Source organism: Staphylococcus caeli (assembly GCF_900097965.1).
In the GTDB taxonomy this organism is placed as follows: Bacteria; Bacillota; Bacilli; order Staphylococcales; family Staphylococcaceae; genus Staphylococcus; species Staphylococcus caeli.
Genome location: NZ_FMPG01000008.1, coordinates 44,435 through 69,217 on the forward strand (window position 1 = coordinate 44,435; position 24,783 = coordinate 69,217).

18 protein-coding genes are annotated in these 24,783 nt (G+C 28.8%); 4 read left to right on the plus strand and 14 right to left on the minus strand.

Annotated features, from left to right (window positions below):
- Positions 1–51: 51 nt before the first annotated feature.
- From BJS11_RS13935 to BJS11_RS09050, 14 genes are all read right to left on the minus strand, one after another.
- Positions 52–555 (minus strand): CPBP family intramembrane glutamic endopeptidase, encoded by a 504-nt coding sequence (locus tag BJS11_RS13935; RefSeq protein ID WP_245167129.1) that lies wholly within the window; start codon positions 553–555, stop codon positions 52–54.
- A 356-nt stretch (positions 556–911) separates the two neighbouring features.
- On the minus strand, positions 912–1,244 hold the full coding sequence (locus BJS11_RS08995; RefSeq protein WP_069995885.1) for a helix-turn-helix domain-containing protein: 333 nt from the start codon (positions 1,242–1,244) through the stop codon (positions 912–914).
- A 316-nt stretch (positions 1,245–1,560) separates the two neighbouring features.
- Positions 1,561–3,774, minus strand: coding sequence for a S8 family peptidase (locus BJS11_RS09000; RefSeq protein ID WP_069995883.1), 2,214 nt, complete (start codon positions 3,772–3,774; stop codon positions 1,561–1,563).
- Entirely contained in the window at positions 3,767–4,816 is a 1,050-nt protein-coding gene (locus tag BJS11_RS09005; protein WP_069995881.1) for an ATP-binding protein, read from the minus strand. The genes BJS11_RS09000 and BJS11_RS09005 overlap by 8 nt, the downstream gene beginning before the upstream one ends.
- A 1,998-nt stretch (positions 4,817–6,814) precedes the next feature.
- On the minus strand, positions 6,815–6,988 hold the full coding sequence (locus BJS11_RS13715) for a hypothetical protein (protein WP_159427258.1): 174 nt from the start codon (positions 6,986–6,988) through the stop codon (positions 6,815–6,817).
- A 28-nt stretch (positions 6,989–7,016) separates the two neighbouring features.
- Complete coding sequence (locus BJS11_RS09010) at positions 7,017–7,742, minus strand: ABC transporter permease (RefSeq protein ID WP_081333114.1); 726 nt, start codon at positions 7,740–7,742, stop codon at positions 7,017–7,019.
- Positions 7,726–8,595 carry an ABC transporter ATP-binding protein gene (locus BJS11_RS09015; RefSeq protein ID WP_069995880.1) on the minus strand — a complete coding sequence of 290 codons (870 nt, stop codon included), beginning with the start codon at positions 8,593–8,595 and terminating at the stop codon, positions 7,726–7,728. Before BJS11_RS09015 ends, BJS11_RS09010 begins: the two co-directional genes overlap by 17 nt.
- 14 nt (positions 8,596–8,609) lie before the next feature.
- Positions 8,610–9,707 carry an alcohol dehydrogenase catalytic domain-containing protein gene (locus BJS11_RS09020; protein ID WP_069995875.1) on the minus strand — a complete coding sequence of 366 codons (1,098 nt, stop codon included), beginning with the start codon at positions 9,705–9,707 and terminating at the stop codon, positions 8,610–8,612.
- A gap of 18 nt (positions 9,708–9,725) precedes the next feature.
- Complete coding sequence (gene lanM, locus BJS11_RS09025; RefSeq protein WP_069995869.1) at positions 9,726–12,485, minus strand: type 2 lanthipeptide synthetase LanM; 2,760 nt, start codon at positions 12,483–12,485, stop codon at positions 9,726–9,728.
- A 2-nt stretch (positions 12,486–12,487) separates the two neighbouring features.
- Complete coding sequence (locus BJS11_RS09030) at positions 12,488–14,644, minus strand: peptidase domain-containing ABC transporter (RefSeq protein ID WP_069995867.1); 2,157 nt, start codon at positions 14,642–14,644, stop codon at positions 12,488–12,490.
- A gap of 1 nt (position 14,645) precedes the next feature.
- Complete coding sequence (gene lanM, locus BJS11_RS09035) at positions 14,646–17,543, minus strand: type 2 lanthipeptide synthetase LanM (RefSeq protein ID WP_069995866.1); 2,898 nt, start codon at positions 17,541–17,543, stop codon at positions 14,646–14,648.
- Between the two features lie 18 nt (positions 17,544–17,561).
- On the minus strand, positions 17,562–17,771 hold the full coding sequence (locus BJS11_RS09040) for a class II lanthipeptide, LchA2/BrtA2 family (protein ID WP_069995862.1): 210 nt from the start codon (positions 17,769–17,771) through the stop codon (positions 17,562–17,564).
- A 45-nt stretch (positions 17,772–17,816) separates the two neighbouring features.
- Positions 17,817–18,005 (minus strand): plantaricin C family lantibiotic, encoded by a 189-nt coding sequence (locus tag BJS11_RS09045; protein WP_069995861.1) that lies wholly within the window; start codon positions 18,003–18,005, stop codon positions 17,817–17,819.
- Positions 18,006–18,500: 495 nt separating this feature from the next.
- Positions 18,501–18,866, minus strand: coding sequence for a toll/interleukin-1 receptor domain-containing protein (locus BJS11_RS09050; protein ID WP_069995860.1), 366 nt, complete (start codon positions 18,864–18,866; stop codon positions 18,501–18,503).
- 296 nt (positions 18,867–19,162) lie between these two features.
- On the opposite strand from BJS11_RS09050, the gene BJS11_RS09055 reads away from it, so the two are divergent.
- From BJS11_RS09055 to ccrA, 4 genes are all read left to right on the plus strand, one after another.
- Positions 19,163–20,722 (plus strand): hypothetical protein, encoded by a 1,560-nt coding sequence (locus BJS11_RS09055; protein ID WP_069995853.1) that lies wholly within the window; start codon positions 19,163–19,165, stop codon positions 20,720–20,722.
- A 423-nt stretch (positions 20,723–21,145) separates the two neighbouring features.
- Positions 21,146–22,936 (plus strand): cassette chromosome replicative helicase, encoded by a 1,791-nt coding sequence (cch1, locus tag BJS11_RS09065; RefSeq protein ID WP_069995851.1) that lies wholly within the window; start codon positions 21,146–21,148, stop codon positions 22,934–22,936.
- Between the two features lie 62 nt (positions 22,937–22,998).
- Entirely contained in the window at positions 22,999–23,256 is a 258-nt protein-coding gene (locus tag BJS11_RS09070) for a hypothetical protein (protein WP_069995850.1), read from the plus strand.
- A gap of 177 nt (positions 23,257–23,433) precedes the next feature.
- Positions 23,434–24,783, plus strand: a complete 1,350-nt coding sequence (gene ccrA, locus BJS11_RS09075) for a cassette chromosome recombinase CcrA (protein ID WP_069995849.1) — start codon at positions 23,434–23,436, stop codon at positions 24,781–24,783.

Genomic DNA, 24,783 nt, shown 5'->3' on the forward strand with positions numbered 1-24,783 from the left:
TAGTAGACTTCAACATCTCCATCAGATGTAAATTTGAATCCATAACTATCGCTAATACTTATATTTTTTAAATAAAAGTATTGCACTTATTAAAATATATCCAGAAATTGAAATAAGTGAAGCATCCATACCATAATCTCCACCGGTTATAAAAATATTATTATTATTTATTACATATTGAAAAATACCATAGTCTATTTTGCTATTTGAAATAGTAAATAATCCCCACAGATTCCAAAATGCATGTAGTAAGATACTCGCCCAAATAGAATTGTATACATACGTGGCTGTTGTATACATAATACCGGCAAGTGTGCCAGCAATGATAAGTAAGTAACGATCCATACCTACTAATTCTCCATTAAACAAATGAACTACACTAAACAATATTGAAGTCACTATGACCGCAAATACTATATTAGTTTTTTCTTCAATATATTTCAAAAGTACGCCTCTAAACACAATCTCTTCTATAATTGGAGCAACTATACCTGTAATTAATATACCTTCAATAAGCATTTCAACATAATCTTTAGAAGACTTATAATTAGTCATAATTAGGTTTCCTGGTACAAAAATGTAGTAAACAACTACAACTGTTAGTGGTAAGAAAAATCCTAAGATTAAACATAGTGGATAAATTCGAAAAGACGTTATCCTATAATATGATAATGATTTTTTCAAACCTTTATTTACTAGTATTTTTATAAGCAAAATAGCGACAGCAAGATAAGTCACTCCATGCAACACATATTCTATTGTATATAGATCGAATACATGCCATAAAATACCCTAATTTTGTGCAAATACTGAAATTATAAATAACAATAAACTCATACCAATTATCTTTAAAGTAACAATAAAAATTTTCATACAACTACTCCTTAATATTAATTAAGAAGACTTATATATTAATTGAAAATTTGAGACAGTGTTCCACTGACAATTAATAAAATTATAATTATCAACCACCATTTTTGAGATGCAAATTCCCAAAAGTTCATTGGTCTAGACACACAATTTTCATTGACATTCACCTCATCATTGCTTTTACCATTAACCAAATTATCAAGACTAATCCCAAATAAAACCGCTAAGTTATTTATCATTTGAATATTAGGTTCAAGCGTCCCCTGTTCCCATTTAGAAACCGATTGTCTTGTTGTATTTAACTTGTCGGCTAACTCCTCTTGAGTTAGACCAAGTTCTTTCCTATGCTTTTTTATTTGCTCTGCCATTTTCATATATAAGCCACCTCTCAATCAAAATATCAATTTATGTAGTAATAGTATGCATATAATTTAGGACATTAAGTAACTATATTAGATCATCTAGTATAGTAATCCGAGAATTATTATTTACAAAACAATCCAGTTTGTATCATATAAATAAAAATTTAAAAAACCGCATCACTTATGATACGCTTCTGCTTATCGGGTGGTAATGCGGTTATTCACCTAATAAAATAACTCTTCCATAAGAGTATTAAAGCTCAGCAATAAAAGGGGGCATTTTCATTAGAAAATGCCCCTTTTATAAATCTAAATATATCCAAAAAATTTAATCAAATGTGATTTCTTCTTCTGCTTGATTATAAATTTCAATTCTACTTTCAACGTTCACACGATCTACTAACCAACCTTTTAATTGGCAATTATAAATAAAATCCTCAATTCTATTTTTACCCTCTAATTCTTTCAGACGAACAACTACACTGAATTTAATATTTTCACCATACTTTTTATCAACTCGTTCTTTAACTTTAATACTGAATGACCAAATTCCATTATTATAACTCTTCCTCCCCCTACTTCGAGGTTTCAATACTTCAGTATAATGTTTAACATTATCCCATTTCCTAAAATTTTTTCTTGCTTCATCTTCATAATAATAATTTCCATCTGTATCTTGTTTATTCTTATCAATAGCTCTGATTTCATTTTTATTGTCTACTCTTCCAAATTTAAAATCCAATTCTGTACTTGTATAATCTACACCTTGATTTCGTTCAGAAAAAGGAAAATAGCATAACGTCGCTTTTGCTAAATATGGATGTTCATTATTAACTACTGGAACAGGTATTGCATGTGAATAAGTTTCATACATTTTACATTCTCCAGAAACAATGAATTTAATTTCGTCATTCTTTGATTTTACTATTTCATTTACATCTTTGGGCACTACTCCATAACCTACTAAATCTGATTTATATTTATTTTCTTTCCAGGTAGTGGCAGAGTCTATAATTAATGCTTTTGCTTCCTCTCTTGAAAAACCTAACACTTCTATTAAATAAGCAACTTTTCTAGTAATCCACGGCGCTGCAAACGATGTGCCTTTAACAATATTCTCCCCATGAGGCATACAAACTCTCATTAAATTACTCTTATCTCCACCAAAACAACTTACATCTGGTTTGTTGTAAAATGAAAGAACAATACCTTCTCTTGAATATGTTGCAGGATTATTTTCAATATCCACTGAATTTACTACTAATGAATTTATAGAATCTGCCGGTGCTCCAATTGACATGCTCCTCTGTACATTTATCGGTTTATTGGTACCAGATACTATAAATATCACATCATTATCATATTGAATCTTATCTAAAATAGAGGCTTCTGGAGAAATAAAGTTTTCAGGCTTCTCTTTATTTGATCCAAGCGACAAATTCCAAACTTTGATTTCAGGATTACTAATAACTATACCAGAAATCGCTTTCATAATATTGAAAGAACTAAAGTTTTTCGATACTGCTACACCAAAATGACGTACTTTAAATCTCCCGCAATTATCTTGAAGTTCTGGATTAATTGTAGGACCGTCAACTAATATCGATGTTATAGCAGTGCCATGCTCGTAATCCCTATCATGTTTTTCTATATCTTCACTAACTAAATCATAATATTCTACCCAATTTGAAAAGTAAACTCTTTCATCAAATAATGTGTCAATGACTCCTATTGTTGGTTCCTTACTTGGGTTAGGGATACTTATATGCTCATTAACATCAGGTTCCATTTCTAATTCAAACCTATCCAATTGTGAAATATCAGTCACTGTCATAGAAATTAAAAAAGAAGCTCTATTTTTTAATATATTAATCTCACTTGGAGTCATTAAGACAGTTGTATTATCATAAATACGATGTTCTCCTATATCTATACCTAAACTTGCTAAAGTCTCTTTTAAATTTTGATTTACATCAAACAAACTAACAATAGAATCCTCTTCTTTTAAATCAGTGTTATAAAATATATCAAATTTATCTATATAGAAGCTATCAACAACATATTGACTAAACTTTGATTTCTTTATTCCTTCTAAGTCTAATTCTTTATTATTAACTTGAGTAATAATATCACGAGTTACTTCTCCACTAAATTTTTCATCTATATTTTGGATGATTATATTTAAATTTGCTATATCAGCGCGTATTAAGTCTAAACTCACTAAATGTGTTATAACATGCTTACTTTTTTCTCCATGAAACCTAGCTCCAACAACCGAATTATTGGTACTACTTGAATTCTTTTTAATATATGCTTTAATTCTATTACTTTTAGCAATAACCGACTTATAATATATACTTAATAATGCTCCTTCAAATAAATCCTCTTTTTCCCAGAAGTTTAATAATCTCTGTAATTGAGACTGTAGTTTTTTTAAATGATCACTTGTTACTACCCCATTCTTTGGTAAATTAGGAGGGCCAGGACGAGTATTATTCTTTCTATAATTTAATGTCCCTTTCAAACGCAAAGTATCATTCATCGTTCTTTTCCCCTTTCATTTCTCTAGAAACTTGACTCTTTGAAATACCAGTAAGTATTTCAATTTCTCTAACCGTATACTTCTTTGCTTTTAAAAACTCTACAGTTAAATACTCTTCACCAATAATTCTAATAAAAATCTTTTTTAGATAATCAAATTCATTATTTGGACTGCTAAAAGCAACAGATGTTCTTAATATATTATTTAAATCACCTGGATAAGGTAATTTGTCTGCGGTTTCAAGTATTTTTTTTAATAATCTTTTATTTCTACTTGTAAACTTAAAAACATTCACTAGTTCATCAATTATAAATAATGCTATATCTATTAGATCTTGTGTCTCATAACGGTTAAAATTGATTGTTGCATCAAACCTTCTTATTAATGCTTTATCAAATTCTTTAAATAAATTTGTCGTACCTATAATCACTAAATTTTCATTAACACTATCTAACCCTTTTAATAAACTTGTTGTAGCTCTTCCCATCTCTCTTATATCACTATTATTCATTCTATTCATAGCCAGTCCGTCTATCTCATCGAATAGGATAACAACATTTTGCGGGTACACTATACTGTTCATTTCATTAAATAAATTTGATACATTTTTTGGTGTTTGACCTAGCTTACTATCTATTAGTGAATCAAAATCAACATAAAATAGTTCTCTATCTAATATTCTAGATATTTGTTTAACAGTTTCTGTTTTTCCAGTGCCTGGGTCTCCTTCAAATAAAAATTTACTTACCCCTGCATTATGACCGATTGCATTAACAATCCCTATAATATCTTCTTTTATAACATCTGGTAATGGTAATGATTTATTATTTATATCCAATTTTTTTATATATTCAAAACTTTCATTTTGCATTTGAGGAGTAAATACATTGCTATCCGATAATAGCGCCATAATATACTCTGCCAATTGAGCATCTCCATTTCTTTCAAATGAATTAGCAATATTGAAAGCTTCCTTTTTAAAACCAACTTCATTATTTTCAGAATGGTATCTTATTAAATTAATTATTTGCTTTTTTTTCATTTGTTACACCTCCTGGAACATATTAATCATATCATTTAACGGGACAAAAGTTAAGATATTGGGACAATTAATAATTGGTCAACTTTTTCATTATTATTAATTTCGTCAATCCATATTTTTATAGAAATGCATTAAGATTCTAATTCAATTGCTTAATCACTAAATCACGGTTTTATGTAATTGTTAACATATCACAATGGTTATAAGACTCTTTGAGGAATATCATAGCCTGACATTTCCATGCATAAAAGGTGTGTTCATCATTATATTTATAATATAGCGAACGCCCTGCTTTTGGCACTAAATCCCATTTTTCATTACTATGTCCTCTAAATAACCATAAACGATTACCTCTGTAGTCATAGGACACATCATTTAATTCTTCAAATGAATAAATTTCGCCTTACATAAATACCCTTAAACAAAACTTACGTTCCGTTATTTATACAATTATTTTAGCTTATTTGTTCACATCTAAAGTAAACTAAAAGAACATGTACTATTAAAATTTCATAATGATAACACTATAACTCTTGACGACGCTTCTTTTAGAAGAGTTACAGTAAATGCTGCATTGAGTTATAAAAACGATATAAATTTTAAATTCTATGACGAAAATAATTCAAGTATTACATCACTGGATAATATGCTCAATCCTGCTTTTACAATTAAAATTGGTCTCGAACGTAAAAATTAGGTCTAATCAAAAACTTTTTCATCTTCGTACTCACATCAATAATGGGAAAATTTAAATAATATAGCTGACATAAGTACACAAATTAGTAAAAAATTGTCTGATAAAAGCGATGACATATCTCAAAGTTATTTCACAAAAAAACAAATTGTTTCATCAGTTATTCAAACACTTTTTCAAAGTTTGACCATATCGACGATGATGAAGAATTTGAATGAAATGAAAAATTAGACATATTTATTGGAAAATTATCAAAGGATAAGCGTCGTGGTAGGTATTCTTTAAGCGATTTGCTAGCAATTCCATCTATTTCAAATATTTATACATTGATGGTAAAAATATCTAATAAAAGAAAGAATTCACAAGGTCCTAATGCTTCTTTAACTTTACTTTTAACAAACAAGCATTAGATCTATTAAAAATTCAAAAAGTTGAATATTCGAAAGTATTAGATTCTAAACAACAAAATCAAAAGTTGAACACTGATTTTCATAAATTATGATATAGATACATTAACTTATAAACACTTATATATTGCACCCGTGAAGGATAAACTCGGAAGTAAAGAAGATGAGAAAAGTTTTTTCAGCCTTTAAAGATATCGACTATGAAATGAAAAATGTATCAAACTTATTCCTACGATTAGTCAAGCACAAATGATTAAAAATAATCATTCTTAAATAAACCGTTCATTTTTATAATTTTGAAAACTTTACTTAACCTTTCTCATTTCACTTTTCTATACACGGTTTCAAGAACCCAACATACTTCAATCGAATTTCAAAATGCGAGAGTAAAGCTGACCTATTTTTAATACGTATTTAGAATCCACGAGTTTGAAAAATCTGTTCCTCTCTACAACTATAAAAAATATCTGTGAAGAAATCTATCGTCATAGATTTCTTCACAGATAATCTTAGTATATTTCGTATCAAAAACGAACAAATAGAAAATTGAGTAGATCATATTTTCAAATTACTTATTAAATAGGTTCTCTTGCAATTTTCTCATAATTACTTAGCTTGGAGCAGATATAAATTTATACCACCTTTTTTAAGGTATAAATAACTAACACAAAAAATAATAATATAAATAGTGTCCCCAATATAATTCATGTAATTCTAGTTTAATAATTGTTGTAATATTAAGCGTAAAAATGCCTCTCCCAAAAAGTTAGATTTTCAGTCCAACTTTTTGGCGACACATCAGTTCAACTCATTTTTCGGGGCCCACGTTTTTTTACGAAAAGCTCAATTTTTCTCAATTACTGGAATATTCATGTTTCAGACTCTAAAAAATCAATATCACTTTTCATTTGTAAAATAAAGATATAAACAGAAACCTACTAAAGCAGCTACCAATCCACCACAAATTCTTGGAATCCAAATACTTTGCATAATATTATCTAAAATACTTGCTGCAAAAGAACCTAACATAGCGCTAATAACAAATAATATAAACCAATTAAGTGCATTCATTAAAATTCCTCCATATAAAATATTATTTTTAATAACGATTTCTCAAATTTTTAGTGAATATCCACGATGTTATTAAACATAGGATTATTATACCTATTGTATACTGTGAAAATGAAAAAGGCTTTGAACCAACTAATGCAGGATAATAATATATTGGGAAATTTTCTATAAATTGCTTTGTGTGTTCATTTTGTATTGTTTCTAATATATTTGAGAAAATATTGTGAATGAATAATAATAATGCTGTTAAAGTAGCATATATAATGCCAATATGTACCCTATACAAAACCATTAAATATCCTAGAGCAAAATATGAAGTGACTAATAGTATTATATTGAATAGAAAGCCTATAATAAATTTGAAAGTTAATGTCCCTTCTACACCGAAATTTTTAACTATAACTAATAGTATTATGCCTATAGAAGCATAAAGAAGAGCGATTAACACAGATAATATATAATTAGACATTGCGTAATGAAGTCTGTTTTTTCTAGAGTTATTAATTAGGGACGCAACTTTAGTAGAATAGTCTCTATTAACAAAATAAAGTGGATGTAAGACTGCAGCAAGCATACCAAACATACAATAAAAATTTGATACATGTTTAATAGTAAATGGCATATTTTTATATATGGAAAAATATGCTATTAACAAAGGAGGTAATATGGTAATTAATACCCCTACTAATATATGTCCTTTTTTTAATAATTCCAAAAAGTGTATCATTACATGTTTTTTAATATTTAGTCTCAACTTTAGAACCTCCACTCTCTTTTATATAGATATCTCGTAAAGTTTGTTTTTCTGAAAATATATCGCTTATTTGTATGTTGAAATCATTTATATGTTGTAAAATCGAATTAATATTGTGCTTAGTTTGTAACTTTAATGTATTAGAGTCATTAGCTATTATTTGTCCAAATTTTTGCGTATTTGAAAATTTTTGCAAATCATATTCATTAATAAAAACCAAGTTAATAATATTAGTATTTTTCGAGCTTTTAGTTTCTTCTCTGGAAATTTTACCGTCTTTTAAAAATAAAAATCTATCACAAATATCTTCAATGTCTTCTAATTTATGACTTGATATAAGTATACCAATATTTTGTTTTTGAGATATGCTTTTTAATTCTTTTAATACTTCAGATGAAGTTTCAATATCCATACTATTTGTAGGTTCGTCTAAAATAATAAAAGATGGATTATTTAATATGCTAATAAGTATTCCTAACTTTTGTTTCATACCTAGTGAATATTTTTTTACTTTTCTATTTAATACATCTAACATTTGTAAATTTTGTAAAAATTCATTGTACTGCTCTAAATCAAAATTGTTATTATAAATTGAAGAAAAATACTTTAGATGCTCTATTCCAGTTTTGTTATTATATAATTTGGGCTCTTCTATTAAATAGCCAATATCTTCGTTACCTTCAATACTACCAGTAAAGTTTTTGTCGAGTTGAGTAATTATTTTCATTAGAGTACTTTTACCTACTCCATTTCTCCCTATTAAACCTACAACTTCATTTTTATTTAATGTTAAAGATAGTTCATCTAATACTTTCTCATTACCATAAGATTTACTAATTGATTTTAAAATCATAAGAATTCTCCTTTTTATAGTTCTAAAATACATTTTCCTAACTTTGATTTTCCACAAAAAGTTTGAGTTAAAAAATTTATTCCCTTATCAATTGTATATATGCAATCAATAGGAACATGTAAAGAATCATTTTCAATTAATTTAATAGCATCTTCCAAATCTTTGGATTTTCCCAAACAGTTCCCGATAATTGTAATATTTTTAAAAATAGCATCTCTAATAGCATTTCTAACTTTTGGTTCGTGTTGTAATGGCGTATTACTAGAAATTAGAGGATGTTGATCTCGAAGTCCACATGTAATGTATGTACCAAAGTTATTCAAGCAATAAATAGCATCTTCTATATTCATGTCAAAAAAAGGATCTAAAACATGAGTTATATTTTTCTTCTTAATCTTTTCTAATGTTTGATACTTATGATTATCAATTTTTTCTATGGTGCTTGGATAAATAAGCCTTTTTTCTTTATCACTCCATTCTGTTGTAGTTAAACATACAGGAGTAATATTATGTGCTAAAAGAGTTTTAACTAAAAAAATTGATGTCGTAGAGCGCGCACTAAATACCAAAGGTGTTCCACCTGTATTTAAAATATTAATTTTACGTATCATTGCTGTAGCTGTTTGTGCACCTAGAGAAAAACCAGCAGCTTCATTATGAGTTAATTTTTTAGGCGAAGTTATTATTTTATTTTTATGAATTTTCAACCAGCCCATAGAAGCAAAATTAGTAGGTATTCCAGTTTCGTTTTCATTACTATCGGGAAAAAAACAATTAGGAATTACCGTTGCTCCAACTTCAAAGTCAGAAACATTAGCCCCTTTACTAATAACAGTGGCACAAAATTCAGAACCAAATGGTGTGTATGAAATATTCTTTTTTTTAAACTTCTTATAATTTTCTATTAAAATTGCCTTATCTCTATAATTGCAAGAAATTGCTTTGACTTGTAACAAAACATAATTATCATTTTCAGGAAGAGATGTATCAAATTTTGGTTTTCCGACTTCTATAATTCCAAAAGGTATTTTGATTGTACCAAAGTTCACGTCTCCTATGTAATGATAATTAGAATTACTTTTTACTGAACTTATCGCAACCAAAGTTTTCATAAAATACTTACACTCCTATCATAAATTTTCTTGATATATATTAGAACTTAAATTAAGAGGTATCCAAGGTTTTTTCTTGTTATTAAATTGGAAGAGTAATAAGCAACTATCTGCAAAGCCACTCCATCCTAAAAAGTAACCTAATATATAATCTCTATTTTTCTCGCCAGTATAAAAACCATTCTTTTTTGATAAATATAAAACTTTTTCCCAAAAATTATTAGCTAAAGATAAATACCACTCATCATTTGTTGCGCTATAAGTAAAAAGTAAAGATTGTAAAACACCACTTACACCATGGCACACTGATAAATCTATTGGTTCATTATTAGGAAGATTGATAGACTTTTTAGCGATTTCTTTTAAAAATTGGTTTTCCATTTTTAATCCTGTACACATTTCTGCTAGAACCATAAGTAATCCTGCGTTACCACAACACCACCCAGTTAAAGAATAATTACTATTTTTAGCTTCCTCAAACAGTTTTTTACATTCTTCTTTTCTTTTTAGAAATTTATTAATACGATATTTAGACCATAAAATACCTAATTTACCATGAGCTATTCCTTTTTTACTGTATTTTTTACTGTCGTAAACAATTGTTCTTAGAATTTTAAATAATATATCCGCCGAAGTAAGTGGAAAAGAGGACAGAGCTAAACCTAGTCCTGGCGTCCCATTAAAAATATCATTATCTTTTTTTGTAAAATGATGATGAGAAAAATCTATTTTTTCTAAATTTCCAGACCTTTCCTTTTTATGATCAAAAATAAAATCAATAGATGATTTTCCAGATATAATAGAGAAATAGTTACTTATATTATCTTTTAAATAATATTCTTGTAATTCTAGCAATCCTAGTTTAGTTGAATTTAGTAAACCGTCTAACTTAGCTAAACTAGAATTTTGCCCTAAATTTTTACTATGTTCTAAGAGAAAAGTTATACCTCCAGTATCATGTAAAGAAAAGTTAGTCATAGAATTATACATGCTAGGCATGTCTCCATACATTCCATTAAACCAACCAGTTTTCTTTACTTTAGAATTAGTAGTTATACTCAAATTTAACAATAAATCGATAATAGGATATGGATTATTTATAGTTATCTTTTCAAGAACATTTTTAAACATTGGAGAAAAGTATAATATATTATCTTTACTAAAATGTTCAGACTCTTTTAATTTAATATATGAAAAGCCTTCTGCTATAAATTGTAAATTTAATTGTTTTCTTTTTTTTGATAAATTGTTTAATTTTAGATTGATATTATCTACTGGAGTTAACTCAAAAGCTTTTTGTGTCGTATAATCTTGTGTTTTTAAATTATTATTAGAACTATAAGTATAAAAGAAAGGAATATCCCCTTGTTTCAATGCTTTTTTTTCTTCTTTTAATAAATCATGAGCAATTTTTCTATCTTTTACTAGTTTAGTCGGTTTTAAATAGTCTAAAATATTATCGACTTTTTTTTCACTTATTAAATTTTCTGGATATATAAGTGCATCAAGAACTAAGTAATATTGATCGGTAGGTCTAATTATTACCCTACTTATAAAAGAATGATGATTTAAAAGTTTTTTTATTGATGCAGATTTTTCCTGAACTCTTTTATAACCTTTTGAAAAACCTTCTAAAAAATCAGATTGATAAGGTAAAGGGTTACTTGCTTCCTCTGCTGTTAATTTTATAGATGACTTTAAATGATTCACAGTTACATTTTCTTTTGCTATATCCATAGCATCAGTTCCAAAATTTTTTAAAGAAAAATGTCTTTTATTAGTTTTTTGAGGATAGGGAGTATTAATTGCACCTACTAATATCTGCTTCAAATAACTTATTATGTTAGAAGGAATTATAGATGTACTAGCTATAGAAGATTTCATATTCTCTAGCATAGTATCTACTAATGAATTGTTTATATACTTATTTTCAGGTTGAATACATGTTTCCAAATCAATAAAATATGGATACTCTTTATTGAAAATTATATTCTCATCATGTAAATCTGTAGCACCTAAAGCAGTAAATAAAGATGAACATAGCCCTAAATTGTAAAATGCTTTAGGGAGATTTTTTTTATTGAGATAGTTTCGATTAATAAACTTTTGCCATCCATAATCCCCCATATCTATGCTTGTAGCAACAGGTACAATTTGATCCAGTGCTTCAAACTGTAAAATGTTTTCAAAGATTTCAGAAATAATCGTATCTACTTTTAAGGACTTAGGCTTATATAAAACTTTTGACTTTTCAAAATCAAAATATAATCCGACTTTATTATTGTTATGAGGATCTGAATCCAAATAAGTAATATTCTGCAATTTTTCTTCTTTATTTATAAGCTTTCTTTCTATAAGAATATTCCAGTCTTTTATTAAATCATGGCAGACTTTCAATAAAAAATCACAAATATTATTAATAATTTTTTCAATTAATTCTCTTAAATATGGATATTTGTCAAACCAATATATTAAAGTTTCTGAAGATATATTATTAATATATTGATGATAAGCTGTAGAAGATTTAGCATTAATTGGATAACCAATTCTTTTTCTAAATTCATGAAATTCATAAATAAAGGTTTTATGTGTGATTTTCCAAACATTAATTTCGATTAATGAGTTTCTGCATTGTTCAATTAAATTACTTATATTATCGCCATCATCTATGGCTTCTGTTATTTTCTTTATTTGTGTATTATTATTTTGCAGTATATTACTATTTATTTCTTCAATAGCTTGAGTAATTATATTTGTCGCTTCTTTTATCTTATTCAAACTCAATACTCCTTTTTAAATTCAGCATTAAATAATTTTTTATATAATCCATCTTTATTTAATAATTCATTATGTGAGCCAACTTCATCAATTTCCCCTTGATTCATAACAACTATTTTATCTGCATTAAATACAGTAGCAAATCGATGAGCAATTACGATTTTGGTACATTGCAAATTTGATAATTCATCATAAACATATGACTGAGAGACATTATCAAGTGAAGAAGTCGCTTCATCCATAATTAATAATTTGGGAGATTGAAGTAGGACTTTTGCTATATGTATTCTTTGTCTTTGTCCCCCTGACAGATTTGCTCCCATTTCAGAAACTACTGTGTTATAACCCATAGGTAAGCTATTAATAAAGTCTAAAAATGGCATAGATTGGCAACGTTTGATTATTTCATGTTCATTGTAATTACAACCTAGCTTTAAATTTTCTAAAATAGTTCTATTATGAAGATGTGCTTCTTGTGGTATATAACTAATATGTGACCTTAAGTTGTCAATATTATATTTTTCTTTCTCGACACCACCATATAAAACCACGCCACTAGAAGGTTCAAAAAGAGTACTAATAAGTTTTCCTAACGTAGTTTTTCCTGACCCCGACATACCTACTAAAGCTATAGTTTCACCTTCTTTTACACTTAAATTAATAGATTTTATCGCTAAAGGGCTTTCTGGAGTGTAACTAAAGTTCAAATTCTTAATTTCTAGGTCACCTGATTTCATTTGAAGTATGCTATTAGTATGATTCTCTTCGGGGTATTCAAAAATGTCTTCTGATAATTCAATATATTTGGTTGCCATCAAAGCTTCAGAAATAGTAGTAAATATAGAATTAGTATATGTAAACAGCATAGAAACAACAGACTGTACTGCAATGGCTTGCCCTAGAGTCATATAGCCTATTTGTGATAAATATATATTGATAGATAAAATTAATAGTGGGGCAAAAGTTTGAAAACCATTCAATACTGAACCAACCAAACCGTCTTGTAATTTCATTCTTTTTTTCATAGCTTTAAGTAAACTTTTATACTTGTTAGCCCAATCGTCTATATAACGATCCATATATCCGCCTAATTTAACACTATTTATAGATACTAGGGCATCTAATTGGATACTTTGAGCACTACTTCCTTCATGTAACTCTCTGTCTTTTGAAAAATTAATATGCTTTTGCATAATAGCTAAAAAAATAAAATTCCATAACAAAAAGATAAAAATTAATACTCCAATGAGGGGATTAACAAAAAAAACGTATCCTAATAACGTAAAACTACTAAAAAGATCCAAGATAGAACGTACCAATGTAGGTCCTATAATGTCTTGAATACGAGTTAATGCATTAATTCTATATGTAACCTCTCCTGGAGAGCGGACACTGAAGTACTTTGCTGGTAAGTATAATAGACGCTTAAACGCCCCATTCATTAAAAACCAATTAAATTTTAAAATCATTTGTATCGAATACAAATTTCTCAAAAATGATAATAATATTGCTATTAGCATCGAAATAATAATAATAATAATGATAAAGATTAAAGACTTTTGATTTTGTAAACTAAAATCTATTAATTTTTGAGTGGCTATAGGTATTGATAATGTAATAGTGATTGCTATCAAGCTCAAAAGAGCTAATTTTACATATATACTTATCATATTACTTGGCCAAATATATGGTTTTTTAAATTTAGATACAGTTGAAATATTACGCTTTTGAAAATTATCATTTGGAATACATAAAATCACATATCTATCAAAATTATCATTAAATTCTGAAGTGCTTATTTTTATTCTTCCCACTGCAGGATCCATAATAACTACATTTTTGTCATTATAAGACTCTAACACAACATAATGATAGCCTTTCCAAAAAGCTATTAACGGAAACCTTAATATATCAAAAGCTTTATTATCTTTAATCTTAAAGTTCTTCACTTCGAAATTGTAATATTCCAACAAATCTTTAATTTGTTTTGATCCTAAACCATCTCTTCCCGGCTCTTTAATTTTTCTTAATTCTGGCAAAGAAATACCAAAATCATAATAATTCAATATACTCTTCACACAACACAACCCGCATTCTGTTTGGGCAATTTGTAAAGACGATGGAACTTTTTTTCTATTAAATATATTTAATTTAACCATATTACACCTCAAAAGTTAGGGGAGATACATTAATTTCAACATCCAGTAATTTACATAAATGGAATAGAGCTCCAGTTTGACCTGTCATTAGTCCTGGGCTAAGTGTATATCTACCTTTACCCTCTTTGAAGTAATTTACTATATATGTTGGGCTACAAGTAGTTTTTTGTAATTTCATTAGTAAATAATGTGTTTCTTCGTCAAAATCTTTACTTACATATTTCAAAGAATCATAAATGCCCAAGCTACCATGACAAAGTATTGGCACTACAGATAGAGGTATACTTTCAATTTGTTTAATTATATCTATAACTTCATCTTTTGAAAGAATTCCAACTTTGTATCCTTCATAATAAGCAACTAGTAGTCCTGCTAAGCCATTACACCAGGAAGATGAAACATTATTCTTCTCTTGTGACATATATATTTCAATTAAATTTTGCTCATTAGTAAAACTTGATTTAATAATTTTATGAATATTTTCTATTAAATCTTTTACATATACTAATTTTTGCTTTTTATAAATAATTGCAAAAAAGTACATAATTTGGCTTATTCCATGAGCTAATCCAGACGATAAGCCCTCCTTACTATTTATAATCTTATAAGCTTCTTTAACCTTTTCTTTTATAAATTTTTCAGTTAAGGAGTAATTTTCTTGAATCTTATATCTCATAACAATTGCTCCACTGTTACCTGAAATCATATCAAAAAAATCAACTTTCTTTTCTTTTGTTATTTCTTCATCAATTAAAGTAAAAGCTTTTAAAGCAGTGCTTTGCCATTTAGAATTTCCAGTAATTTTTCCGGCAGTATAAAGGGACCAGATAATACCTGGCATTCCCGAAAAAGCTCCTGTACCAGAAATAAGTACATTTCTTAAATCATATGTTTTCTCCTCAAAAATTTTAGTCACTTTATCAAAAAACTCATAAGCAATATCTATTAAATTTTGTTTTTTTAATAGTTTTCCAGCTAATAATAAAGCTAGAAATGGTCCTGTTCTACCACTATATAAATCATAACCCAAAACCCCTGGAGTCCAACCTTTACCGTATTGAGAAACAGGGCCTATCCACGTTTTAGGTAAATGATTATAACGATCATTCATTATTCTTTGAGTTAATGAATTCGTAAAATATGAGATAGAATTCTCTATAGTTTTTTTATCTATACAAAAATTATCATTAATTTCACTTTCTAAAATTTTTTCATCTCTATGAGGATCTGCTAATTTAGCAACAAATGCTAATTTTATTATCTCTATTTGTCTGTTTAAGTCTTCTAAAGAAATTGAATTCATTTTTATTATAAATTCTTCTTTAGGAGATTTAGGTAACCAATTGATAAATTTATTTTCTGATTCGACCGTATTTTGATCAAAGCTTATAGAAAAATAAGGGATGTCTCCATTCCAAAGCTGTTTACACTCTGATAAGACAATGTTTTTATTACTTGTCATACTTAGAATTCCTATACGTGAAAGTAACATATGAGCTATATCTAAATTTTTTGATGGTTCAGAATCTGTAAGTATTCTTAAAATTTGTTCATACCTATACGTCATATTATGTATGTACCTTAGTTTAGAATTCTCAAACGATTCTAAAACACAGTTTATAAAATAATTTTTATTATTCAAGATAGTCATATATAGTTCCGTAAAACCTTCAATTAACTCATTACAATTGCTATATATAAATTTTTCATAATTTTTATCATTATACAAAGAATTATCTATCTCATTTTGTTTTTGCCAAACTACTTTTATATTTGAAGTAAAACCATCTTCAATTTTAAAAGTTTTAAAGGGCGAGTTACTGTTTTCGTCTCTTACTCCAGTAAAACCTACATCTACGGAAATATCACTCGATTTTTTAATTAAATGTATAGGAAGAACTCCAGTTCCATATACAGACTTTTCAATTTTATAATAAGCATTATTAAAATTTTCTAAATTACTGTTAGCTATTCTTTTAGGGTGAAATAAAGTTTCTAAATCAATAGGAATGGGTCCATCATTAGTCCAGTAAATATTACTGTAATGCATATCAGAACTATTCAAAAAATACATTAAGGCAGCTATTTTACCAGCTTCTTTCATATTTTTGTTCATTTCATTTTTTTCGATATAAGAAGTAAAACCAAATCTTCCTAAATCTAAAACCTTTAAAGCTGAAAACTTAGAACTGACTAAATGGTTCAACTTTTCTATTAATTTTGAATATCCTGCTTCTCCTGAAATAGATCTAGGTTTATAAATAAGCCTTAATTCTTCCTCAAAATTCACTACTGAAACAGAAGATCCTTTATTGTGCGTATCACCGCTTGAATTAATTGATACTATTTTATTACTAATAGGGATATCAAATGTCTTTTCAATTTTGTCACGATTTTGATTTATTAGTTTAATAGTTTCAACTATAGATTTTGCTCTGTTAATCAATAAGTTTAAGCATCTTTCCCATATCACATGATATTTTTGTGAAAATTCTTGAAATTTATTTTTTATCAGAAATGTTGTATAAATTTCATAATCTGTATTACAATCATCACTTAATTTAAATAATTTTATATCTTTAGCAAAACTTCTTATCAAATAAGAAAAAGCGACTTGCGAATATAATTCACAAGTCGCTTCTTTAAATTCGCTAGGATTTGATATATATTTATTTAACTTAGTGTCCCAAGTATATCTCCAGATACCTTCAGCAATTGTTCTACAAGAATTATGGTAAGGGTACAATTCTTCCCTTTCAATTAAGTCACTATCTTCTAATATAAATCCTGAAAAAGGTTCAGAAAGTTCTTTAATAAAATCATATAATGGTAAAATGTGTTCTTTAAAATCCGATTTATTCAGTTCTGGGTATACTTCCTTCTTGTAGAATAAAACCATTATGAACTATCTCCTTTCCTAGCAAGCACGTGTACAAGCAGTTGTTGGACATGTTTGGTTAGAAACATAAGTTACTACGCCACCTGCTGCTCCAGCAAGTAAAGCTGTAGGTGTTGCAGCTGCATATACTTCATCATCAGTAATTTCTAACATATCCGATTCTAAAAATTTACCTAATTCTAATTCATTTTCTTCTGATTCTAAAAATTTACCTAGTTCGTTTTTCATAAAAATACCACCTGTTTTTCATAAAAATACCACCTTTTAAATAAATTATTTACACCAAGACATACATTCATGGCTAGCAGTACACCAATTCCCGTTATTACCCCAATAGTCACTCAAAGAAAATGTATTTGTACTACAAGCTCCAAAAACATCATCATCAAATTCTTGATCTGATACTTCTTCGAACCACGTTACTTGTTCTTCTACATCTTTTTCTAAAAAAGTACTTTCCATAAGAAACACCCCCCCTTTTTTAATTAAAATTACCCCCAATACATTCCACTTTACCAGTTCTATATTGTGAATAATCTTATACTTATAAAATAACATAGTTTGACAACTAATTTTATGATTTTTCTGCTTTTTTACAATTTTGTAACAAAACTGCAACAAAATGATTATTAAATCATACAAAAGTCTTTATGGTAAAGACCCAGAACGTGGACAAAAACACATTTTTGATCTACTGAGCTCCCCTCCAAATAATGGTAATACAATAAAAACACTTACTATACTTATAACAAAAATAATGTTAAATGTTGCTATATAAAGCATTAATATTATGAGATAAGTTAAAATTCAATTTTACAACATATTAACCTTCATGTTTATTTTAGCTTAACTGTAATAAATGAGATATCCATAGAAACGTAAGTTCAATTAATTAAAAAAATGGCTAAAAGTCTCATTTTATTTCATAACGTTCACTCAACTTGAAATTTAAAAAAACTACTTTACAAATGATGCTTTATAAGTGCGAACTGTAGCATAAAATTTTTCATCTTCAAATACTTTCAACCCTTTATCAGTCAATTTATTACTTAATTCAGACACATATTCTTCTTTGTCTAAATTTGAATGTGACAGAAAAACATCGTATTCAATTAGTTCTTTTTGTTTTGCAGATTGCTTTACTTGTTCTGACAATGCATTAACCTGTTCAGAATTTGAGAGAAGTTGAGTCATTATATTGTGGTTATCATTTCTTGAATTATTTATTGTTTTCTCTAATTTATCTTGTTGTTTACTGCGTTCTTTATCTAATTTAGCTCGAGTCTCATTAATTTTACTGTATTCTTCATATAATTTTGACAACTCTGTTTGCTTTTCAACAATCTTCTTACGATTTCTTGTTAGTTCATTAATATTACTTTTAGTAGGATTTCTTTTTTTACTTAATCTGTCAATTTTTCGTTCAAGCTTCTTATATCACCGGTCAATTTACTCATTTTACTTGAAAGTTTTGTAGATTTAGACATCTCATTTTTTAATTTTGTTTCTAATACTGACATAAAACACCCCTTTAACAAGAACGTACGTTCTCTTTATTTGTATAACTATCTTAGCTTATATTTAAATAGAAGTAAATGATAATAAAGGAATGACTATATATGTCACTAAAACTAGTTTCAAATTATAACTCTGAATTCATACAGGATATAATCAATCAAATAAACGTAACACTAGAAGATATTGAAAGTTCATCAACTATTGAAATCGAATTCGATAATGAATCCAATTACACACGTTACCAATTTCAAAATAATAAGCTTCATATCAAAAATATTTTACCAAATTTAATTGATTTGTTAGGTATTGAAGATGGTGTAGATACTTTTATACGCGGATTCAACGAAGGATTTTATGAAGCTTTAACAAATTTCATTGATGCCTCAAACTTAGATGATCAATTTGAAGAATATAAAAATGCAATTTCCGCTTATTTGTTCACATCTAAAGGTAAACTAAAAGAACATGTACTATTAAAATTACATAATGATAACTCTATAACTCTTGACGACGCTACTTTTAAAAGAACTACAGTAAATGCTACTTTTGGTTATAAAATTGATATACCTTTTAGATTTTATGATGAAAATAATTCGGATATCACATCACTGGATAATATGCTTAACATTGCTTTTACAATTAAAAATGGTCTCGAACGTAAAAGCGATGACGATCCAAAACCTTTTTCATCTTCTTACTCTCATCAAGAATGGGAAAATTTAAATAATATAGCTGATTTTAGTACACAAATTAGTAAGAAATTATGTGACAAAAAGGATGATACATTCCAAAGGTATTTCACAAAAGAACAAGTTGTTTCATCAGTTATTCAAACACTTTTTTCAAAGTTTAAACATATAAGTGATAATGAAGAAGTTGAATTGAATAAAAAACTGGACACTTTTATTGGAAAATTATCAAAAGATAAGCGTCGTGGTAGATATTCTTTAAGCGATTTGCTAACAATTTTGTCAATTTTCTATTTTAGGTATTTATACATAGACAGTAATACACATGCTAAACACAAAAATGCATCTGGCAACAATAGCTATTTTGCTTTACTATTTAACAAGCAAGAATTAAATATATTAAAAAAGCAAGAAGTTAATTATTCAGAACTCCAAGATTTTGAAGAACAAAAATTAAAATTCAATGCTGATTTTCAACAACTACATAAAGACATAGATGAATTAACTGAAAATCACTTACACATTGTGTTCACAGATGACATATTAGGAAATGAAGATGATGAAGGTGATTTTTCATCGTTTCATATCATCGATAATGAAATTATAAATGTATCAAATTTATTTATACATAAATTATTTTATATGGATCAGTTACCATTTATGGAAACTTTGATTATTACTTTATCAGATGTTTACACTCATATTTGCAAGTACATGAATTTTTTTCATACAAATACCCCTATAGAAATCCTTAATTTGAGTAATCAAATTATAAAAACGACAGAAAAATGGAGTAACACAATAACACCTCTCCATACTAAAAATGACCTAACTCATAGTAAATCAAATAAGTACGACTTAAACTTATTCATTTATGACTTTAAAATTTCTAGTGAAACTCATCTATCTCTAATTAATTCTATGAATGTAATTGATAATCTAAACTTGAGACAAAAATATTTCAAAAAATAATTACTACAACTCAATCTCTTTAATACCAATCTTTATTCAACCTAACTGTCTAACCAATCATTCTTGGTTAGACAGTTAGGTTTATTTTTGTGTGATGTAATACACGTAATGAATCTTTATGATTCAGAAAAAATTATAAAGGCGGTAATTACTTATGAAGTATAAACCTATTCGGGTAATACAATTGTATGAAGCATCAAAGAAAGCTGCGAAACAAAAATACAGCGGAGAGACGTTCATCTTTAATGACTTAGTAAATCAGGTTGGCACTTTCAACTATACTACTAATGAAATTAGAGAAGTAGGTCGCATGTTTGGGGCGTGGGAAAGAAAAGGGTGCGACGCTCCTATCAAGAGAGTTCCTAACACATCTCCCATCCTGTATCAAAAAATACGAATTTTTAATACAGGAGGTAAACGCTAATGGCTAACAACATCTTCGAGCAATATCCATACTGGTTAGATTCAACTGCATGGTATGAACTTATTCGAGCAAAAAACAAAAATGACGAAGATAAGATAATTCGTTTATCTAGTCCAATCATCATAGAAAACAAATTTCTCGACCCTACTACAGGGGTTGAGAAATTGACTATCACGGATGGCAAAAATATTGAACGTATTGAAACGTCAGATATTCTAACGACACAAAAGTTACCTAGACTGGTTATGTTTGGGTTCAGCATCAATGAAAAGTACATTAAATCGCTAGGTAATGCACTACAATTAATGCGTCAATCACTGCCCATTTCTACATTGTATACAGGTGTAGGTGTCTTAAGTACTGATGAAGGTACTGTCATTTCATTAGATGAACCATATCTTTCAAAAGACATCGAGCAGTCTCAGGCTGATGAAATCATTTGTGAAACAAAGTATGACTTACAACCTAAAGGTACATTTGAAGGCTGGTGGCAAATGTATCTTGATGAAGTAAAAGGAAACTTGTTACTGGAGCTTGCTGTGATATTTGGTGTTTCTTCATTAGTGACTGCGTTCTTAAAAACAAAGCATGAAGTCGAATATTTTGGCACGATATTTTCATTTATGGGGAACTCTAGTACGGGTAAATCGACTGCAGCGGCATTAGCAGTTTCAATAGCAGGGAATCCATCTAAAGGTGACCAAACATTATTCAGAGGTTGGAACGGCACCCGTAATGCAATTGAAGGATACTTAAGTAACAACTTTGGTGTTCCTATTGCCTTAGATGAATTATCAGCAGCTACCTTTAAAGATACAAATGGTTTACTTTATTCCCTAGCAGAGGGGCAAGGTCGTCTACGTGCTAATCGAGAAGGAAATGTAAAAAATCCTCACCACTTTGGATCTAGTGTGATTAGTACAGCAGAACACACAATATTCAAAGATGCTAGTGCAAATGATGGTTTGAGAGCAAGATGCATAGAAATTTCTGATGTCTTTACAACAAGCGCTGACAATGCAGACGCCATTAAAAAAGGAACATCAAAAAACTATGGACACGTAATGCCGTTAGTAGCTGAATACCTTCTAAATCGTGAATCTGAAGTAATCAAGTGGTTTTATAAAGAACACGATTGGTTCAAAGCACAGCTTAACAATGAAACAAACAATGTAGGTATACGTATGTTCAAGCGCTATGCCACCATTACGACTTCAGCACGAATATTAGAACGTGTAATCGCAACTCCTATCGATTTGGATGCAGTTAGAGAATATCTAGTTAGTTATCATGTAGATTCCGTAAGTGAGCGCAGTTTGGGAGCCAAGGCGATTGATAGTGTAGTTCAGTTCGTGGCACGCAATCGTAGTAAGTTTGCGGAAAATGAAAAACTCTCCATAATGACTGAAAATTATGGCCTTATTGAGCTGAAAGACGATCACATTCAAGTCAAGATGCTTAAAGATGTTTTTAAACATATGTTAGAAGAAAACCAATACCAAGATGTAAAAAATGTAATAGATAGTTTAAGAGCAGAAGGATATATCCAGATGGATTCCGATCGGATAGCTATCAAACGTAATGTCAAAGATACTCAAGGCAAAACAAAAACGATCTTGTTCTACCATCTTGTATTGCCTAGTGAGTTTGCACCTGTTCTCGGTTTAAGCTCAAATTCTGAACCATACACACCACCGCAATTTGATAATAATACAACAAATAAGGAATTACTCAACAAATTTGTTAAAGACGGTAGAGAATGGGAAGAAAAGGGCGATTTAGAACTCTAAATATGAATATCGCTACAACGCGCTATGCGTTGTAGCTCATTAAATTAATCGGAGGCATAAAAATGAAAATAAACGTCAACTTATTAAATTACACAATTGATTCAGTAGAAGTCGATGATCATCAAAAACCTATTGTCGTTAATTATATCGACAGATATTACCATATGCAACAATATGTATTAACTGAAACGGAACAGAAGCTACTAAAATTTTATCACTTGTACCCTGAATTCATAAATGAAAAAGAGATAACTGAACATATTGTTCCAAGTACACGGAGTGAACGAATAACAATGCAACATGTTATCAATTCAATATAATTTGATATTTGGAGGTTGAACCATATGGACGAATTAATCACATTACTCACTGATTTAGTGATTGAAGAAATTAATCATGCTGATGACTAATAATAACGCCCAACACCAGGCAGGTGTTGGGCTCATCTATAAATTCGTTCATAAATATATATTATCACTTCGAAAGGAGGAAACACGATGAAACAAGCAATGGGTTACTTACGACAGAGCACTACAAAGCAACAATCCTTAGCAGCACAAAAACAAACCATCAAGGCATTAGCCGAAAAACATAATATTCAACACATTACCTTTTATAGCGATAAACAATCAGGACGTACTGATAAGCGGAATGGTTATCAACAAATTACTGAACTGATTCAACAGGGACAATGTGACGTATTATGTTGCTATCGTCTAAATCGACTTCATCGTAATTTGAAAAATGCATTAAAACTCATGAAATTGTGTCAAAAATACCATGTTCATATCTTAAGCGTTCATGATGGCTATTTTGATATGGATAAAGCGTTCGATCGGCTCAAACTCAATATTTTCATCAGCTTGGCCGAGCTAGAATCTGATAATATAGGCGAACAAGTCAAAAATGGAATCAAAGAAAAAGCGAAACAAGGTAAACTGATTACAACACATGCACCATTTGGTTATACCTATCGCAATGGTACATTCACAATTAATCAAGATGAAGCACCAACGGTGAAGGCAATATTCCATTACTACCTACAAGGCTATGGTTATAAGAAAATTGCGCAATACCTAGAAGAAGATACTAAGCTAATCAACCGAAAACCCTATCAAGTACGTAACATTATTATGAACCCTAATTACTGTGGACGTGTGAATAACAAATACGGTACTTTTGATAATATGTTCCCATCTATTATCAGTAAAGCAATGTATAAAAATGCTCAAGCAATCCGTATTAAGAAGCAACTTCACTGTATACCTTCAGAGAATCAGCTGAAACAAAAAATAAAATGTCCTTGTTGTGGTTCAAACCTCACCAACATGACCATTAAAAAAACCAATCATTCATTACGTTATTATGTCTGTCCTAAAAACATGAATGCATCACGTTTCATATGTGACTTTAAAGGCATAAACGCTGAAAACCTAGAAAAACAGGTCTTAGAATCTTGCCAAAAATTCTTTCGAGACCAACAGCTCTATTCGAAAATCAAACATGCTATTGAGAAACAGCTCAAAAAACAAAAAATGCATAATACTAATAACACATTAACTCATGAAAAGCTCATTGAAAAATTAGCACAAGGAACAATTGATGTAGAAACATTCAGAGAACAATCTCAATCGATAAACCTGCAGCATAAACCTATACAAGCAATAAGTGATATTCGGATAAAAGCATCACTACAAAAGGTTATACAGAAAAATTTCACGTTAAACATGCTGCATCCCTATATTGATGAAATTCGCATTACTAAAAACAAAACCCTTGTTGGGATCTATTTCAAAAATGAACCATTGAACATTGTGAACCAAACCTCGCAATCATTGAATGTCTAA

What these genes read in the sequence shown, in the direction of transcription:
- BJS11_RS09005 (WP_069995881.1), bottom strand. Translation starts at nt 4,816, where the DNA reads ATGAAAAAAAAGCAAATAATTAATTTAATAAGATACCATTCTGAAAAT.
- cch1 (WP_069995851.1), top strand. Translation starts at nt 21,146, where the DNA reads ATGGCTAACAACATCTTCGAGCAATATCCATACTGGTTAGATTCAACT.
- BJS11_RS09015 (WP_069995880.1), bottom strand. Translation starts at nt 8,595, where the DNA reads ATGATTTTAAAATCAATTAGTAAATCTTATGGTAATGAGAAAGTATTA.
- BJS11_RS09055 (WP_069995853.1), top strand. Translation starts at nt 19,163, where the DNA reads ATGTCACTAAAACTAGTTTCAAATTATAACTCTGAATTCATACAGGAT.
- BJS11_RS13715 (WP_159427258.1), bottom strand. Translation starts at nt 6,988, where the DNA reads ATGAATGCACTTAATTGGTTTATATTATTTGTTATTAGCGCTATGTTA.
- BJS11_RS09045 (WP_069995861.1), bottom strand. Translation starts at nt 18,005, where the DNA reads ATGGAAAGTACTTTTTTAGAAAAAGATGTAGAAGAACAAGTAACGTGG.
- BJS11_RS13935 (WP_245167129.1), bottom strand. Translation starts at nt 555, where the DNA reads ATGACTAATTATAAGTCTTCTAAAGATTATGTTGAAATGCTTATTGAA.
- BJS11_RS09070 (WP_069995850.1), top strand. Translation starts at nt 22,999, where the DNA reads ATGAAAATAAACGTCAACTTATTAAATTACACAATTGATTCAGTAGAA.
- ccrA (WP_069995849.1), top strand. Translation starts at nt 23,434, where the DNA reads ATGAAACAAGCAATGGGTTACTTACGACAGAGCACTACAAAGCAACAA.
- BJS11_RS09000 (WP_069995883.1), bottom strand. Translation starts at nt 3,774, where the DNA reads ATGAATGATACTTTGCGTTTGAAAGGGACATTAAATTATAGAAAGAAT.
- BJS11_RS09030 (WP_069995867.1), bottom strand. Translation starts at nt 14,644, where the DNA reads ATGGTTAAATTAAATATATTTAATAGAAAAAAAGTTCCATCGTCTTTA.
- BJS11_RS08995 (WP_069995885.1), bottom strand. Translation starts at nt 1,244, where the DNA reads ATGAAAATGGCAGAGCAAATAAAAAAGCATAGGAAAGAACTTGGTCTA.
- lanM (WP_069995866.1), bottom strand. Translation starts at nt 17,543, where the DNA reads ATGGTTTTATTCTACAAGAAGGAAGTATACCCAGAACTGAATAAATCG.
- BJS11_RS09020 (WP_069995875.1), bottom strand. Translation starts at nt 9,707, where the DNA reads ATGAAAACTTTGGTTGCGATAAGTTCAGTAAAAAGTAATTCTAATTAT.
- BJS11_RS09040 (WP_069995862.1), bottom strand. Translation starts at nt 17,771, where the DNA reads ATGAAAAACGAACTAGGTAAATTTTTAGAATCAGAAGAAAATGAATTA.